Origin of the sequence: Aliiroseovarius sp., assembly GCF_030148435.1 — a bacterium.
Classification (GTDB): domain Bacteria; phylum Pseudomonadota; class Alphaproteobacteria; order Rhodobacterales; family Rhodobacteraceae; genus JASBTN01.
Map to the genome: position 1 here is coordinate 1 of NZ_JASBTN010000014.1, position 14372 is coordinate 14372.

Annotated in this window: 11 protein-coding genes; all 11 read left to right on the top strand. The window is 63.2% G+C overall.

The features are described from left to right. Positions 1-335: 335 nt before the first annotated feature. The 11 genes from Q1V43_RS02710 to Q1V43_RS02760 all read left to right on the top strand — a co-directional run bounded on the left by Q1V43_RS02710 (position 336) and on the right by Q1V43_RS02760 (position 14330). Positions 336-854 carry a c-type cytochrome gene (locus tag Q1V43_RS02710; RefSeq protein WP_300513679.1) on the top strand — a complete coding sequence of 173 codons (519 nt, stop codon included), beginning with the start codon at positions 336-338 and terminating at the stop codon, positions 852-854. 752 nt (positions 855-1606) lie between these two features. Next, positions 1607-2998, top strand: a complete 1392-nt coding sequence (locus tag Q1V43_RS02715; protein WP_300513681.1) for a bifunctional enoyl-CoA hydratase/phosphate acetyltransferase — start codon at positions 1607-1609, stop codon at positions 2996-2998. Positions 2999-3001: 3 nt separating this feature from the next. Then, positions 3002-4171 (top strand): acetate/propionate family kinase, encoded by a 1170-nt coding sequence (locus Q1V43_RS02720; RefSeq protein ID WP_300513683.1) that lies wholly within the window; start codon positions 3002-3004, stop codon positions 4169-4171. A gap of 342 nt (positions 4172-4513) precedes the next feature. Continuing rightward, a complete protein-coding gene (acs, locus tag Q1V43_RS02725; RefSeq protein ID WP_300513685.1) occupies positions 4514-6484 on the top strand; it encodes an acetate--CoA ligase in 1971 nt (656 codons plus the stop codon). A 1-nt stretch (position 6485) separates the two neighbouring features. Beyond that, positions 6486-7172 carry an adenylate kinase gene (locus tag Q1V43_RS02730; protein WP_300513687.1) on the top strand — a complete coding sequence of 229 codons (687 nt, stop codon included), beginning with the start codon at positions 6486-6488 and terminating at the stop codon, positions 7170-7172. A 57-nt stretch (positions 7173-7229) separates the two neighbouring features. After that, complete coding sequence (locus Q1V43_RS02735; protein ID WP_300513689.1) at positions 7230-7490, top strand: DUF4212 domain-containing protein; 261 nt, start codon at positions 7230-7232, stop codon at positions 7488-7490. A gap of 18 nt (positions 7491-7508) precedes the next feature. Further along, entirely contained in the window at positions 7509-9299 is a 1791-nt protein-coding gene (locus Q1V43_RS02740) for a sodium:solute symporter family protein (protein WP_300513691.1), read from the top strand. 217 nt (positions 9300-9516) lie between these two features. Further along, positions 9517-11343, top strand: coding sequence for a DUF294 nucleotidyltransferase-like domain-containing protein (locus tag Q1V43_RS02745; protein WP_300513694.1), 1827 nt, complete (start codon positions 9517-9519; stop codon positions 11341-11343). A gap of 48 nt (positions 11344-11391) precedes the next feature. Further along, positions 11392-11922: a hypothetical protein gene (locus tag Q1V43_RS02750; protein ID WP_300513696.1), complete on the top strand. Its 531-nt coding sequence runs from the start codon at positions 11392-11394 to the stop codon at positions 11920-11922. Beyond that, the gene (locus Q1V43_RS02755) at positions 11919-13334 is read left to right on the top strand and encodes a 3'-5' exonuclease (protein WP_300513698.1); all 1416 of its coding nucleotides are present in this window, start codon (positions 11919-11921) and stop codon (positions 13332-13334) included. The genes Q1V43_RS02750 and Q1V43_RS02755 overlap by 4 nt, the downstream gene beginning before the upstream one ends. Positions 13335-13481: 147 nt before the next feature. Further along, positions 13482-14330, top strand: a complete 849-nt coding sequence (locus Q1V43_RS02760) for a Rossmann-like and DUF2520 domain-containing protein (RefSeq protein ID WP_300513700.1) — start codon at positions 13482-13484, stop codon at positions 14328-14330. Positions 14331-14372: the final 42 nt, after the last annotated feature.

The window sequence follows — 14372 nt, forward strand, 5'->3', positions numbered from 1 at the left end:
GCCTTGGGCGGGACTTTCCCGGGGCTCGTTGACTTTGGTCAAGTGGTCGTGCGCGACTCACCGGGTATAAACAGCTAGGAGGCGGGTTGCGAACCTGCCTCGGGGAAGCAGCAGGCACAAGGTGCCCCTCCTGTGAAGCCCACCCTTTTGACCGTGGAGACGCGCGAGCGGTTTCCAGCGGCCGGTTTCGTGCCATCACAAGATCGTGAGAGAATACACGAATTTGACCCAGCGCAAATTTGCCCCCCCCTCTGATAGGATAGCGTGGAATACGCAAAGAGGGGCGGGACAATCCGAAAGAGTGCCTTTTTGCGAGCCGCACAACAAAGGGAACTATGATTATGATCGTCAAAAAATCAGCCGTGCTGGCAGGAGTCTTGTCTGCTGTTGCACTTGCTTCGCCGGCTCTGGCCGATGTCGGGCACAAGGAAGAAGTCGAACACGAGCCGATTTCGGTTCGTCTTGAAACGCCGGAACTGGATGCTCACGCAGGGCGGGAGCTCTTTGTCGAAAAGGGCTGCGTCGCCTGCCATTCGGTAAATGGTGTCGGTGGCGAGGATGCGTCGTCGCTCGATGCGCACTCGATGGAACCGGTGATGAACCCGTTCGATTTCGCGGCCAAGATGTGGGCGATGGCTCCCTTAATGATCGAAGCACAGGAAGAGGCGTTCGACGAGCAGATCCTGTTCACCGGCGAGGAACTGGGCAATATCATCGCCTTCCTCCACGATGATGCCGAACAGCACAAGCTGACAGAGGATTCACTCAGCGACGAGGTGCGCGCGATGATGGATCATGCGCACGAGGACGCGCCCGGCGAGGAAGCCCACAAGGAAGAGCTTGGGCACGATTGATCCCCGATTGACCACGTTGGGGACGGTCCCGTTCCCCGTGGTCATGGCCCTGTCGGCTGCCGTTTCTGCCGACAGGCGCCGCGGCCTCTGCTGAGGCCACATGCGGGACGATGGCCGGCGCCAGATCGTATTGGTCTGGGGGGTGGCCACCGTCCTTGCAATCGTCCTAGCCGCCGTCGCGGTGCGCCGGGCACCTTACACCCCCACACCACCATACCGTCAGAGGAAACCGGATAAAGGTGAGGTGGAACGGGTACCAATCCAGCGTCCTGCCATGCCCGGATGCTCTCCCTTTCGGTTTTTCAGAACCAGCCCCGGTGCCATTCACCGTGCGGTCTTTCTCTACCTCGTGTTCCGCTCTTCCTGCGGAATGTAAAAGGTTCGGTCCGTGAACATGGTATTGAACCAGCCATGAGACCAGCCATCGCCGGACTGTTCCGTAGTCTTGCTCTGCGACCTGACTTTCCGACACCCGGACGTTCAGTTCCCGGCTGGGAAAGCCCCTTGGCCTTCGGGGCACGGGGCCGCATAAATGAGCAGCTCAGGCGGCTTTGCATCGTGACCGGCCCTTGCACGATTTGACCCGTTTTCGCTTCCCTTTTTTGCGTTTTCCCGTATCCCGGCCCCGCGCAACTGGACTGACGCGCGCGCGGCATCTGGCGGTATGTGTCAAGGGGATGCCTGTCGCTAATGACGGGCGGGCCGCCTGTCGCTATATGACAAGACGAGTAGCCAAGAAGAGAGACGTGAACATGATCCGGCGCAACAAGTTATGGGACGACCTGTCGGTCGGCGACCGAGCCAGCCTGAAGCGGCAGTGCACGGCGAATGACCTTTATGTCTTTGCCCATGCCTCGGGCAACCTGAACCCGCTGCACCTGCCAAATGACGAGCATGATACGCATGAGGCGGTGGCGCCTTCGATGTGGGTGGGCTCGCTTTTCAGCTCGGTGATTGGCAATTCGCTGCCCGGGCCCGGGTCGCTCTACCGTTCGCAAACGCTGGAATTCATGGGCCGCGCGCGCATTGGGGACGAATTGACCATTACCGTCACCGTGATTGAAAAACTGCCCGACCAGATGGTGCGGCTGGATACGCAGGTCACAAATGACCGGGGGCGGGTGCTTTGCGCCGGCGTGGCCGAGGTGCAGACGCCGACTTCGCGCGTGGCGATCGAGATCGCAGAGGGGGACATCCCCGAGGTCCTGATCACCCGCCACGCCCATTTCGACCGTATCCTGGAAGAGGTCGAAGGGCTCGACCCGATTCCCACGGCCGTGGTCGCGCCGGAAGAACCCGACGCGCTGGGCGGCGCGCTTCTGGCGGCCCGGCACGGGATCATCAAACCTGTCCTGATCGGGTCGCGCAGGCTGATCGAACAATGCGCCGAGGAGACCGGCGACGACCTGACGGGGATCGAAATCATCGACGAAGCGCGTCACGACAAGGCCGCCGCCTGCGCGGTGGCCATGGCCCGCGCGGGGCAGGTGGGCGCGTTGATGAAGGGGCATCTTCATACGTCGGACCTGCTGTCGGCGATCCTGAAGAAGGGCGAGGGCCTGCGCGCCGGGCGGCGCCTCAGCCATGCCTTCATCATGGATGTGCCCGGGCTGGATCATCTTCTGGTCGTGACCGATGCCGCGGTGAACATCGCACCGACGCTGATGGACAAGGTGGACATTTGCCAGAACTCCATCGACCTCTGCCTGGCGCTGGGCATGGATCAGCCCAAAGTCGGCGTGCTGTCAGCGGTCGAGACCGTGAACCCGGCGATCCAGTCCACGCTGGATGCGGCCGCCCTGTCGAAAATGGCCGAACGCGGTCAGATCAAGGGCGGGCTGGTCGACGGGCCGCTGGCGATGGACAACGCCATGGACGTGAACGCCGCGCGCACCAAGGGCATTACCTCGCTGGTTGCGGGCCGGGCCGAGGTGCTGCTGGCCCCGAACCTTGAGGCGGGCAACATGCTGGCCAAGGAGCTGACCTTCGTCGCCCATGCCGAGGCCGGCGGGCTGGTTCTGGGGGCTCGCGTGCCGGTGATCGTGACATCCCGCGCGGATGGCGAGAAGGCGCGGCTCGCCTCCTGTGCCGTCGCCGCGCTTTATTCGCAATGGTTGCTTCGCAATGGCCGTGGAGGACACTGAGACATGACCCATGTGCTGACCCTCAACTCGGGGTCTTCCTCGATCAAATTCGCGCTCTATGCGAACGGTGGTGCGCCGGTGGAACAGCTGCGCGGTCAGGTCGAAGGGCTGGGCGCCAAACCGCGCTTTGCCCTGAAGGCGCAGGACGGCAGCCGGGAAGAACGGGATCTGAGCCCCGGGGAAGGGGCCGATCACGCCTCCGCGCTGAAGGTTGTCCTGGCGCGGCTGGAGGCTCTGCGCCCCGATGCCCGGGTCACGGCCATCGGCCACCGCGTGGTGCATGGCGGGCCGGAGCATACGGCGCCGATCGTGATCAATGACGCGGTGATTGCCGATCTCGAAGGGCTCGTGCCGCTGGCGCCCCTGCACCAGCCCGCGAACCTGGCCGGCATCCAGGCCGCCCGTGCCGCCTTCCCCGAGGCGGTTCAGGTTGCCTGTTTCGACACTTCATTCCACCGCGCTCAGACCTGGGAGGCCGACACCTACGCCTTGCCCAAGGCGCTCTATGACGAAGGCATCCGGCGCTACGGGTTCCACGGGCTCAGCTATGAATATGTTTCGGGCCGCCTGGCCGAGATCGCGCCGGAACTGGCAAACGGCCGGGTGATCATCGCCCACCTTGGCAACGGGGCCTCGATGTGCGCCGTGCATGACGGGCATGGGGTCGGCAGCTCGATGGGCTTCACCGCGCTCGATGGTCTGCCGATGGGCACACGCTGCGGCCAGCTGGACCCGGGCGTCGTGCTGTATCTGATGGCCGAGAAAGGCATGTCCGCCAGGGAAATCGAGACGCTGCTTTATCGTGAAAGCGGGCTCAAGGGCCTGTCCGGTCTCAGTCATGACATGCGCGCGCTGGAAGCGGCGGATACCGAGGATGCCCGCCGCGCCATTTCCTATTTCGTGCACCGGATCAAGCGCGAGTTGGGCGGGCAGGTGGCCTTGCTGGGCGGTCTCGATGCGCTGGTCTTCTGCGGTGGCATCGGCGAAAACGCGACAGCGGTCCGGGCCGGGGTCTGCGAAGGGCTCGACTGGGCCGGAATTGCCATTGATCCGCAGGCCAATGCCGAGGGTCGCCGCGAGCTGACGGCCTCCGGCGCGGCCACACGGGTTTTCGTTGTCCGCACCGACGAAGAACAGATGATCGCCCGCCATACGGCAGCGCTTCTGGCCTGAGAGAATCCTCGAAAACTTCACGGCCCGGGTCGGCGCGGAACGATCCGGACCGAATCTTGCTGAATTGCGCAACATTGTTAGCGTTGCAACCGGTGCGGTTTTTTACGAGGTCATTTTCACTCGTTTCACACGCAGTCAATTGTATTTGCGTGTAAAAACACCGAGGCGGAAAAATGGTTTACAGAAAAAATGACGGAGAGTTAAACGAATTTACAAGAAATCTGTTGTTTGCAGGGGGCTTGTGAACCTATTTTCACCCCCGGTGAGGGAGCTCTGTCAAAAACAGGGGCCGTCACCCGGCGCACCCACCGCGCCGAGGAGGATATTTTAGGAGGATCCCGAATGTCGTCGGATGCCAACACCGGTGCGACCTACGCCCCGTCGGCCGAAATGGTTGCCAATGCCCATGTGAACGCAGAGCGGTATGAAGAAATGTATGCGGCCTCGATCGCCGACCCGGACGCGTTCTGGGCCGAGCACGGCAAACGCATCGACTGGATCAAGCCTTTCACCCAGGTGAAGGACGTGAACTACAGCTTCCCCGACGTTTCGATCAACTGGTTCGCCGATGGGACGCTGAACGTCTCGGCCAACTGCATCGACCGTCATCTGGCGACCCGCGGTGATCAGACCGCGATCATCTTCGAGCCGGACAACCCGGAAGAAGACGCGCAGCACATCACCTACGCCCAGCTGCATGCCGAAGTCTGCAAGATGGCCAACATCCTGACCGACCTGGGCGTGTCCAAGGGCGACCGCGTCGTCCTCTACCTGCCGATGATCCCGGAAGCGGCCTATGCGATGCTGGCCTGCGCGCGGGTCGGTGCGATCCACTCGATCGTTTTCGCGGGTTTCTCGCCCGACGCGCTGGCAGCCCGGATCAACGGATCCGAAGCAAAGCTGGTTATCACCGCCGACTACGCCCCGCGTGGTGGCCGTCAGACCCCGCTGAAATCCAACGCCGACGAGGCGCTGCTGCACGTCACCCATGACTGCAAGGCGCTGATCGTCAAGCGCACTGGCGGACAGACCACTTGGACCGATGGTCGCGACTTCGACTACAACGCGCTGCGCGAAGGTGCCTCCACTGATTTCGCGCCGGTTGAAATGAATGCCGAAGACCCGCTGTTCATCCTCTACACCTCCGGGTCCACCGGCCAGCCCAAGGGCGTCGTGCACAGCTCGGGCGGTTATCTGGTCTACGCCTCGATGACCCATGAGATCGTGTTCGACTATCACGACGGTGACATCTTCTGGTGCACCGCCGACGTGGGCTGGGTCACTGGCCACAGCTACATCGTCTATGGCCCGCTGGCCAATGGCGCGACCACGCTGATGTTCGAAGGCGTACCGACCTTCCCGGATGCCGGGCGCTTCTGGGACGTCTGCGAGAAGCACAAGGTGAACCAGTTCTACACCGCTCCCACCGCCATCCGCGCGCTGATGGGCAAGGGGACCGAGTTTGTCGAGGGCAAGGACCTGTCCAGCCTCAAGGTGCTGGGCACCGTGGGCGAGCCGATCAACCCGGAAGCCTGGAACTGGTACAACGAGAACGTCGGCAAGGGGAATTGCCCGATCGTCGATACCTGGTGGCAGACCGAGACCGGCGGCCACATGATGACCCCGCTGCCGGGCGCCCATGCGACCAAGCCGGGCGCGGCGATGAAACCCTTCTTCGGCGTGAAGCCGGTGGTACTGGACCCGACCTCGGGCGATCTGGTCGAAGGCAACGGCGTCGAAGGTGTGCTGTGCATCGCCGACAGCTGGCCGGGCCAGATGCGCACGGTCTGGGGCGACCACGAGCGCTTCCAGAAGACCTATTTCAACGACTACCACGGCTATTACTTTGCCGGTGACGGCTGCCGCCGTGACGAGGACGGCGATTACTGGATCACCGGCCGCGTCGATGACGTGATCAACGTGTCTGGCCACCGCATGGGGACCGCCGAGGTGGAAAGCGCCCTGGTGGCGCATGCCAAGGTCGCCGAGGCCGCCGTGGTGGGTTATCCGCACGACATCAAGGGCCAGGGCATCTACTGCTATGTCACCCTGATGAATGACGTGGAGCCGACCGAGGAACTGCGCAAGGAGCTGCGCACCTGGGTGCGTACCGAAATCGGCCCGATCGCCGCGCCGGACCTGATCCAGTGGTCGCCGGGCCTGCCCAAGACCCGTTCGGGCAAGATCATGCGCCGTATCCTGCGCAAGATCGCCGAGGACGATTTTGGCGCGTTGGGTGACACTTCGACCCTGGCCGAACCCGGCGTGGTGGACGAGCTGATCGAAAACCGCATGAACCGGAAGGACGCGTAAGATGGACGGAGCCAACACCTCCACCGCCGCCCCCGTTCTGATCCTTCTCGGCCCTCCGGGCGCCGGGAAGGGCACGCAGGCACGGATGCTGGAAGACAAGTTCGGCCTGGTCCAGCTGTCGACCGGTGACATGCTGCGCGCCGCCGTGGCCGCCGGCACCGACGCCGGCAAGGCCGCCAAGGCCGTGATGGAAGCGGGTGATCTGGTCTCGGACGAGATCGTCATCAACATCCTGCGCGACCGCCTGGCCGAAGATGACTGCGCCAAGGGCGTGATCCTGGACGGCTTCCCGCGCACCACGGTGCAGGCGCAGGCCCTTGACACGCTGCTGGGCGAAAGCGGCCAGAAGATCAACGCCGCGATCAGCCTCGAAGTGGATGATGCCGCCATGGTGAGCCGGATTTCGGGCCGCTACACCTGCGGATCCTGCGGAGAGGGTTATCACGACAGCTTCAAGCAGCCCGCCAAGGACGGCGTCTGCGACAAATGCGGCGGGACGGAAATGAAACGCCGTGCCGACGACAATGCCGAAACAGTGGGCAGCCGTCTTGAGGCCTACCACGCGCAAACGGCACCGCTCATTGCCTACTACGGCGGCAAGGGCGCACTGCAAAAGATCGATGCCATGGGCGCGATCGAGGAAATTGCAGAGGGACTGAGCGCGATCGTCACCAAGGCGACCGCGTAAGGGAAGGAGAGGCGGGGGCCCGGCCCCCGTCAAAATCGAAAGAGTGGGAGGGGACACATGTCCGACAACTCATCCAGCAACGCGTATTGGTCAGCGAACCTGCGCATCATTGTGATCAGCCTCATCATCTGGGCGCTGGTCTCGTTCGGCTTCGGCATTCTGCTGCGCCCGATGCTGAGCGGAATCGCGGTCGGTGGATCCGACCTGGGATTCTGGTTCGCGCAACAGGGGTCGATCCTCGTCTTTTTGGCGCTGATCTTCTTCTATGCATTCCGCATGAACAAGCTCGACCGTGAACACGGCGTCGAAGAAGAATAAGAACAGGGCATAGGGACAATGGATCAGTTTATTCTCAATTGGATCTTTATCGGTGCGAGCTTCGCGCTCTACATCGGTATTGCCGTCTGGGCCCGCGCGGGCTCGACTTCGGAATTCTATGCCGCGGGCCGGGGTGTGCACCCCGTCGTCAACGGCATGGCCACCGGCGCCGACTGGATGTCGGCCGCCTCGTTCATCTCGATGGCCGGTCTCATCGCCTTTACCGGCTATGACAACTCGACCTTCCTGATGGGCTGGACCGGCGGCTACGTGCTGCTGGCGCTGATGCTGGCGCCGTATCTGCGCAAGTTCGGCAAGTTCACCGTGTCGGAATTCATCGGTGATCGCTTCTATTCGCCGACCGCTCGCATGGTGGCCGTTATCTGCCTGATTGTGGCATCGACCACCTACGTGATCGGCCAGATGACCGGCGTTGGCGTGGCCTTCGGCCGCTTCCTGGAAGTGGACAACACCACCGGCCTTCTGATCGGTGCCGTGGTTGTCTTCGCCTATGCCGTGTTTGGCGGCATGAAAGGTGTGACCTACACCCAGGTGGCTCAGTACTGCGTGTTGATTGTCGCCTACACCATCCCGGCGATCTTCATCTCGTTCCAGCTGACCGGCAACCCGATCCCGGCCCTGGGCCTGTTCGGCGACCACGCTGCCTCCGGCGAGCCGCTGCTGCAGAAACTGGACCAGATCGTGTCCGAGCTGGGCTTCAACGAGTACACCGCACACCACGCCGATACTCTGAACATGGTGCTGTTCACCCTGTCGCTGATGATCGGTACCGCCGGTCTGCCGCACGTGATCATGCGCTTCTTCACCGTTCCCACCGTATCGTCGGCCCGCTGGTCGGCCGGTTGGACCCTGGTGTTCATCGCCCTGCTGTATCTGACCGCTCCGGCTGTCGGTGCCATGGCGCGCCTGAACATCTCGGAAATGATGTGGCCGAACGGTTCGTCGGGTGAACCGGTTTCCGTCGAGATGATGGAAAGCGAAGCTCAGTATGACTGGATGGCCACCTGGCAGAAAACCGGTCTGCTGAACTGGGAAGACAAGAACGGCGACGGCAAGATTGCCTACTTCAACGACAAGAACGCCGAAAAGGTTGCCGAGATGGAAGCCGCTGGCTGGGGTTCGGAAAACGAGCTGGTCAAGTTCAACCGGGACATCCTGGTGCTTGCCAACCCGGAAATCGCCAACCTGCCCAGCTGGGTGATCGCCCTGGTTGCCGCCGGTGGTCTGGCCGCCGCGCTGTCGACCGCTGCCGGTCTGCTGCTGGCGATCTCCTCGGCGGTGTCGCATGACCTGCTGAAAGGTCAGCTGACCCCGAACATGACCGAGAAAGGCGAACTGATGTCCGCCCGTATCGCCATGGCCGTGGCCATCGTCATCGCGACCTACCTGGGTCTGAACCCGCCGGGCTTCGCTGCTCAGACGGTTGCCCTGGCCTTCGGTCTGGCGGCTGCCTCGATCTTCCCGGCGCTGATGATGGGGATCTTCTCGACCCGCATCAACAACTCGGGTGCCGTTGCCGGAATGATCGCGGGTATTACCGTGACCCTGGTCTACATCTTCCTGCACAAGGGCTGGTTCTTCGTCCCGGGCACCAACAGCTTCTCGGACGCCGACCCGCTGCTGGGCACGATCAAGTCGACCTCCTTCGGTGCCGTGGGTGCTGCGATCAACTTCATCGTTGCCTACGTGGTGTCGGGCATGACCAAGGCGACCCCGAAAGAGATCGTCGAGCTGGTCGAATCGGTCCGCGTCCCGCGTGGCGCCGGTGCTGCCGCTGCGGATCACTAAGAAAAATGTCTCGCCCCCTGCGCACCTGTGCGTTGGGGGCGATGACATGCACGGCTTCCAAAGTGGTGCAACGTTTCGTCGCTCAATCCGGATGTTCAGGTGACGAAACGTTTATGGTTCGGGCAGGTGGCCCTGCGGCCCTCCGCCCCCTTCACATCCTGTCCCGTCCGGTGCACACCGGGCGGGACATTTCTTTTCCCGAAAGGCCTTTCCAGCCATGCCTCTGACCCACGAGCAGATCCTGCGTTTCCTCTCTTCGGTGCACCCCTATGACACGATGCCCGCCGAGGTCGTTGCCGCCATCGAGCCCGCCTTCGAGGCGCGTGCCGTGGTCGCCGGGGACATGGTCTATGAGCTGGGACAGGAGCTCGACGGGCTTTTCATCATCTATGAAGGCGAGGTGGAGGTGAGCGACGAAAACGACGTCGTGGTCAGCCATCTGGGGCTGCGCAACTCATTCGGGGAACGCGGTCTGCTGCGCGAAGGAGTCTCACTCACCGCTGCCCGCGCCGTTGTCGATACTACGCTTCTGATGCTGCCCGCGGCGGGGTTTCACAAGCTGATCGCCGAACAGGACGCCGCCGCCCGCTTCTTCGACCGCTCGCGCGGAGACAAGCCGGTCAAGGCGGACCTGGCCACGACCCAGGTGGACACGCTGATGGCCGCCAATCCCGTGACCTGCCTCGCCAGTGACACGGCGCAGGACGCCGCGCGCCTGATGCGCGACAAGCGGGTTTCGTCGCTCTGCGTCACGGTGGAGGGCAAATTGTCCGGCATCCTCACCACCCGCGATCTTTCGGGCAAAGTTCTGGCCGAGGCGCTGCCGGTCACAACCCCGGTGGCCGAGGTCATGACCGCGAACCCGATCACGCTTGCCCCCAGCTCCATCGGCTCGGATGTGCTGCACGCGATGATGGAGCGCAAGATCGGTCACATCCCGATCGTTGAAAGCGGCAAGCTGGTGGGCATCGTGACCCAGACCGACCTGACCCGTTTCCAGGCGGTCAGCTCCGCCGAACTGGTCAGCGAAATTGCACATGCCGACACCGCCGAGGAAATGGCCCGGGTCACTGCCCGCATTCCGCAGCTGCTGGTGCAGCTCGTTGCAGGTGGCCGCCCGCATCAGGTCGTCACCCGTTTGATCACGGACATCGCCGACACGGCCACGCGGCGCCTGCTGATGCTGGCCGAAGAGAGGTTCGGACCCGCGCCGGTGCCCTACCTGTGGCTGGCCTGCGGCTCACAGGGCCGTCAGGAACAGACCGGCGTGTCCGATCAGGACAACTGCCTGATTCTTGACGGTGCGGTCACGCAAGCGGATCGCACTGGGTATTTCGCCAAAATGGCGAAATTCGTCTGCGACGGTCTCGACGCCTGCGGCTATGTCTACTGCCCCGGCGACATGATGGCGACCAACCCGAAATGGTGCCAGCCCCTGACCACCTGGCGCGGCTATTTCGAAAGTTGGGTCAACAAGCCGGTGCCTGAGGCGCAGATGCTGGCCTCGGTCATGTTCGACCTCAGGCCCATCGGCGGCCATGTCGGCCTGTTCGAGGACCTACAGGACCAGACCCTGGCGATGGCGTCGAAGAACTCGATCTTCGTGGCCCACATGGTGTCGAACTCGCTGAAACACACGCCGCCCCTTGGTCTGCTGCGCGGTTTTGCCACGATCCGGTCGGGCGAGCACAAGAACCAGCTGGACCTGAAACACAACGGCGTGGTGCCGGTGGTGGATCTGGGCCGTGTCTATGCGCTTCAGGGCCGGCTGGGCGAGGTGAACACCCGCGCCCGGCTGGAGGCCGCGATGCATGCGGGCGTCCTGTCGGGCGGCGGCGGGCAGGACCTGCTGGACGCCTACGAGCTGATTGCCGAGACGCGGCTGGAACATCAGGCCGCCCAGGTCAAGGCGGGGGGGGCTCCGGACAATTACCTGACCCCCTCGGACCTGTCCGAGTTTGATCGCAGCCACCTGCGCGACGCCTTCGTGGTGATCAAGTCGATGCAATCGGCGATCGGCCACGGGCGCGGCATGCTGGGATAACAAACCCGCCCGGCGCAGGCTGGCGCCGGGCCATCGGGAGGAGAGCTTATGTTCTATGAAATCGTTGCCACGCTGGTGGCCGGTGTGGCCGGGGCAGGGATTGCCCTGATGCTGAACAAGCTGACCGGCAGGCGTTTGCCGCGCTGGATCGTGCCTTTCGGCGTGGCGGTCGGCATGCTGGCCACCACGATTGCCAATGAATATGCCTGGTATGGGCGCACCGTGGCGAATTTGCCGGAGGAAATCGTGGTGATCTCGCAGCAGGAAAACACCAGCTTCTACCGCCCCTGGACCTATGCGAAGCCCTTCGTCGAACAGTTCGTCGCGGTGGACGGTGCCAGCCTGCGGACCCACCCCGACTATCCCGAATTGCGCATGGTGAACTTGATGCGCCTGGGCCGCTGGGCCACACCCAGCCAGCGGGCGGTCATGGTGGATTGCGAGGCCGGGCGCCGTGCGCCGATCTCGGGTCCGGCGGAGATCGGTACCGAAGGCTGGCTGGACCGATTGGGTTGGTTCGACGCGCCAGAAGATGACCCGGTCGTCGCTACCACCTGCGCGTTGGAGGCGACCTCATGAGCCTCGTGACCAAGCTTTCCCTTCGTCTGCGCATCTTCCTGTTCTTCGTCCTGATGGCGGTGGGCGGTCTGGTGGTCGTGCTTGGCGCGATCTGGCTGGGCTACCTGCGGGCAGCCGAAGGTGAAGCGGTGAACGGCTTTGCTTTTGCCGCCATGCTGGCGAGTTTTGGCCTGCTGGGCCTGTCCACCACCATCTGGTTCCTGTTCGACGAAAATGTCGCCAAACCGATCGAGCGTCTCGCAGCCTCCTTACGCTCGCGTGCCGCCGCCGGGGCCGGGGGCATGGACACCCATTCCGCCCGTTACCTGGGCGATTTGGCCCATGCGGCCGAGGCGGTGTCGGACCAGCTGATGCAATCGACCATGGACCAGGCCAGCATCGTCGCCTCGGAAACCGCGCGCCTGGCCAATGACCAGGCCCGCTTGACCGCACTTCTGTCGGAAATCCCGGTCGCGATGGTGCTGATCAACCCCGCGCACCAGATCGTGCTTTACGACAGCCAGGCGGCGGGGCTTCTGAACCAGGTCTGCACCGCGCGGCTCAATGCATCGATCTTCGACTACTTCCAGGAAGGCCCGTTTCTGGCTGCCTATAGCAAGATGATGAGAACGGGGCTCGAACAGAGTTTTACCGACCTTTCGGCCGCCAACGGGCTGGAGTTCGACGCCCGCCTGAAACCGCTTGAGGCGGGGCAAGGCTACCTGCTGATCATCGACGATGCCCATGCGATGATGGGGGCAGAGGCCGCGCGCCCGGTGGTGTTCGACTTCGATCTGATGGAGGAACAGGTCAGCGGCAGCATCTGGGACCGCCCCTTGTCCGAGCTAACCTTTGTGGTCTTCGACACCGAAACCACGGGCCTGTTGCCCCACAAGGACGAGATCGTGCAAATCGGCGCGGTGCGGGTGTTGAAGGGGCAGATCGTGCCAGGAGAAGTGCTGGACACGCTGGTTGATCCGGGCATACGCATTCCGCCGGCCTCGACCAAGGTGCACGGGATCAATGACGCAATGGTGGCCGGTGCGCCGATGATCGCGGCGGCGGGCAAGCGTATGCACAACTTTTCGCGCGGAGCTGTTCTGGTGGCGCATAATGCGCCTTTCGACATGGCGTTCCTGCGCCGTCACGCGGATGACATGGGGGTAGACTGGGATCATCCGATCCTCGACACCGTGCTGCTCTCGGCTGTGCTCTACGGCACCACCGAGGTGCACACGCTGGACGCGCTGTGTGACCGGCTTGACGTTGTGATCCCCGAGAAACTGCGCCACACCGCGCTGGGGGATGCCCAGGCCACGGCCGAGGTGCTGTGCAAGATGCTCGCCATGCTCGAGGCCCGCGGCATTCTGACCCTGCATCAGGCGGTAGACGAGGCGAAGAAACACAAGCGGCTGCTGAGCGATCTGAACTGATCCGGCCGTGATGCCGGTCAGGACTATAGGTGGCCGTGGAGGAAATGTTCTTCCCTGCCGGTTGAAGGGCAACCTAAAACAACGCCAGACCACTACGGCGAAACCTCACCAGGCAACCGTGGCTTCCGAAAACAGGGGACAAATCCGATGCCGACAATCTCGGTGAACCTGATTGGAGCGGGACGCGTGGGGAAAACCCTGCTCGGACTTCTGAGGTCTCTGCCTGCCTGCAAGATCCAGGACGTCCTGAGCAGCCGATATGTTTCGGCGCAGGCCGCCGTCGGTTTCGTCGGGGATGGCCGAGCGGTCGAGCACCCTTCCGACCTGCGCCCCGCAGACCTGTGGATCCTGGCCGTGCCGGATACGCAGATACTGGCAGTGGCGTCCGAAATCTCCGATGTTTTCAAACAGCGCAAACACGAGGGGTCAGCGCCGATCGCCTTTCATTGCAGCGGCTTTTTCGCCGCAGAGCAGATGGCCCCGCTTCGCGGCCTCGGGTGGCAGTTGGCCAGTGTCCACCCGGTGCTGTCCTTCGCGGATCCCGCTGAAGCCATGCGCCAGTTCAACGGCACCTTCTGCGGGATCGAGGGGGACAGGACTGCTCTGGATGCGATCGAACCCATGCTGATCGGGATCGGGGGAGTTCCGTTCGAGATCCGATCCGAAAGCAAAAGCCTTTACCACGCAGCCGCCGTGATCTCGAACAATTTCACGGTCGTGCTTCAGGCCCTTGCGCGTGACGCCTGGGCCGCGGCGGGTGTGCCGGAGGACATCGCGAAACAGCTCAATTCCAAACTGCTCCGGGCGACCTGCGAGAATGTAACGGCCCGGGGCCCCCGGGAGGCGCTGACCGGGCCCGCAGCCCGGGGGGACGAGCTCGTCGTCAAGCAGCAAGGGTTGGACGTCGCGCGTTGGCACCCTTCCGCCGGGATCATTTACAGGGAAATGAGCGCGCTTGCCCGAAAGATGAAATCGGAATGCGATCCCCGGGAGTAGCGTGGCAACAGGCGCAGTCTGACAACCCAAGGCCTCGGGTGC

Excerpts from the sequence above, each read along its gene's own strand:
- Q1V43_RS02740 (WP_300513691.1), top strand. The coding sequence starts at position 7,509 with ATGGATCAGTTTATTCTCAATTGGATCTTTATCGGTGCGAGCTTCGCG.
- Q1V43_RS02750 (WP_300513696.1), top strand. The coding sequence starts at position 11,392 with ATGTTCTATGAAATCGTTGCCACGCTGGTGGCCGGTGTGGCCGGGGCA.
- Q1V43_RS02710 (WP_300513679.1), top strand. The coding sequence starts at position 336 with ATGATTATGATCGTCAAAAAATCAGCCGTGCTGGCAGGAGTCTTGTCT.
- Q1V43_RS02755 (WP_300513698.1), top strand. The coding sequence starts at position 11,919 with ATGAGCCTCGTGACCAAGCTTTCCCTTCGTCTGCGCATCTTCCTGTTC.
- Q1V43_RS02760 (WP_300513700.1), top strand. The coding sequence starts at position 13,482 with ATGCCGACAATCTCGGTGAACCTGATTGGAGCGGGACGCGTGGGGAAA.
- Q1V43_RS02715 (WP_300513681.1), top strand. The coding sequence starts at position 1,607 with ATGATCCGGCGCAACAAGTTATGGGACGACCTGTCGGTCGGCGACCGA.
- Q1V43_RS02730 (WP_300513687.1), top strand. The coding sequence starts at position 6,486 with ATGGACGGAGCCAACACCTCCACCGCCGCCCCCGTTCTGATCCTTCTC.
- acs (WP_300513685.1), top strand. The coding sequence starts at position 4,514 with ATGTCGTCGGATGCCAACACCGGTGCGACCTACGCCCCGTCGGCCGAA.
- Q1V43_RS02720 (WP_300513683.1), top strand. The coding sequence starts at position 3,002 with ATGACCCATGTGCTGACCCTCAACTCGGGGTCTTCCTCGATCAAATTC.
- Q1V43_RS02735 (WP_300513689.1), top strand. The coding sequence starts at position 7,230 with ATGTCCGACAACTCATCCAGCAACGCGTATTGGTCAGCGAACCTGCGC.
- Q1V43_RS02745 (WP_300513694.1), top strand. The coding sequence starts at position 9,517 with ATGCCTCTGACCCACGAGCAGATCCTGCGTTTCCTCTCTTCGGTGCAC.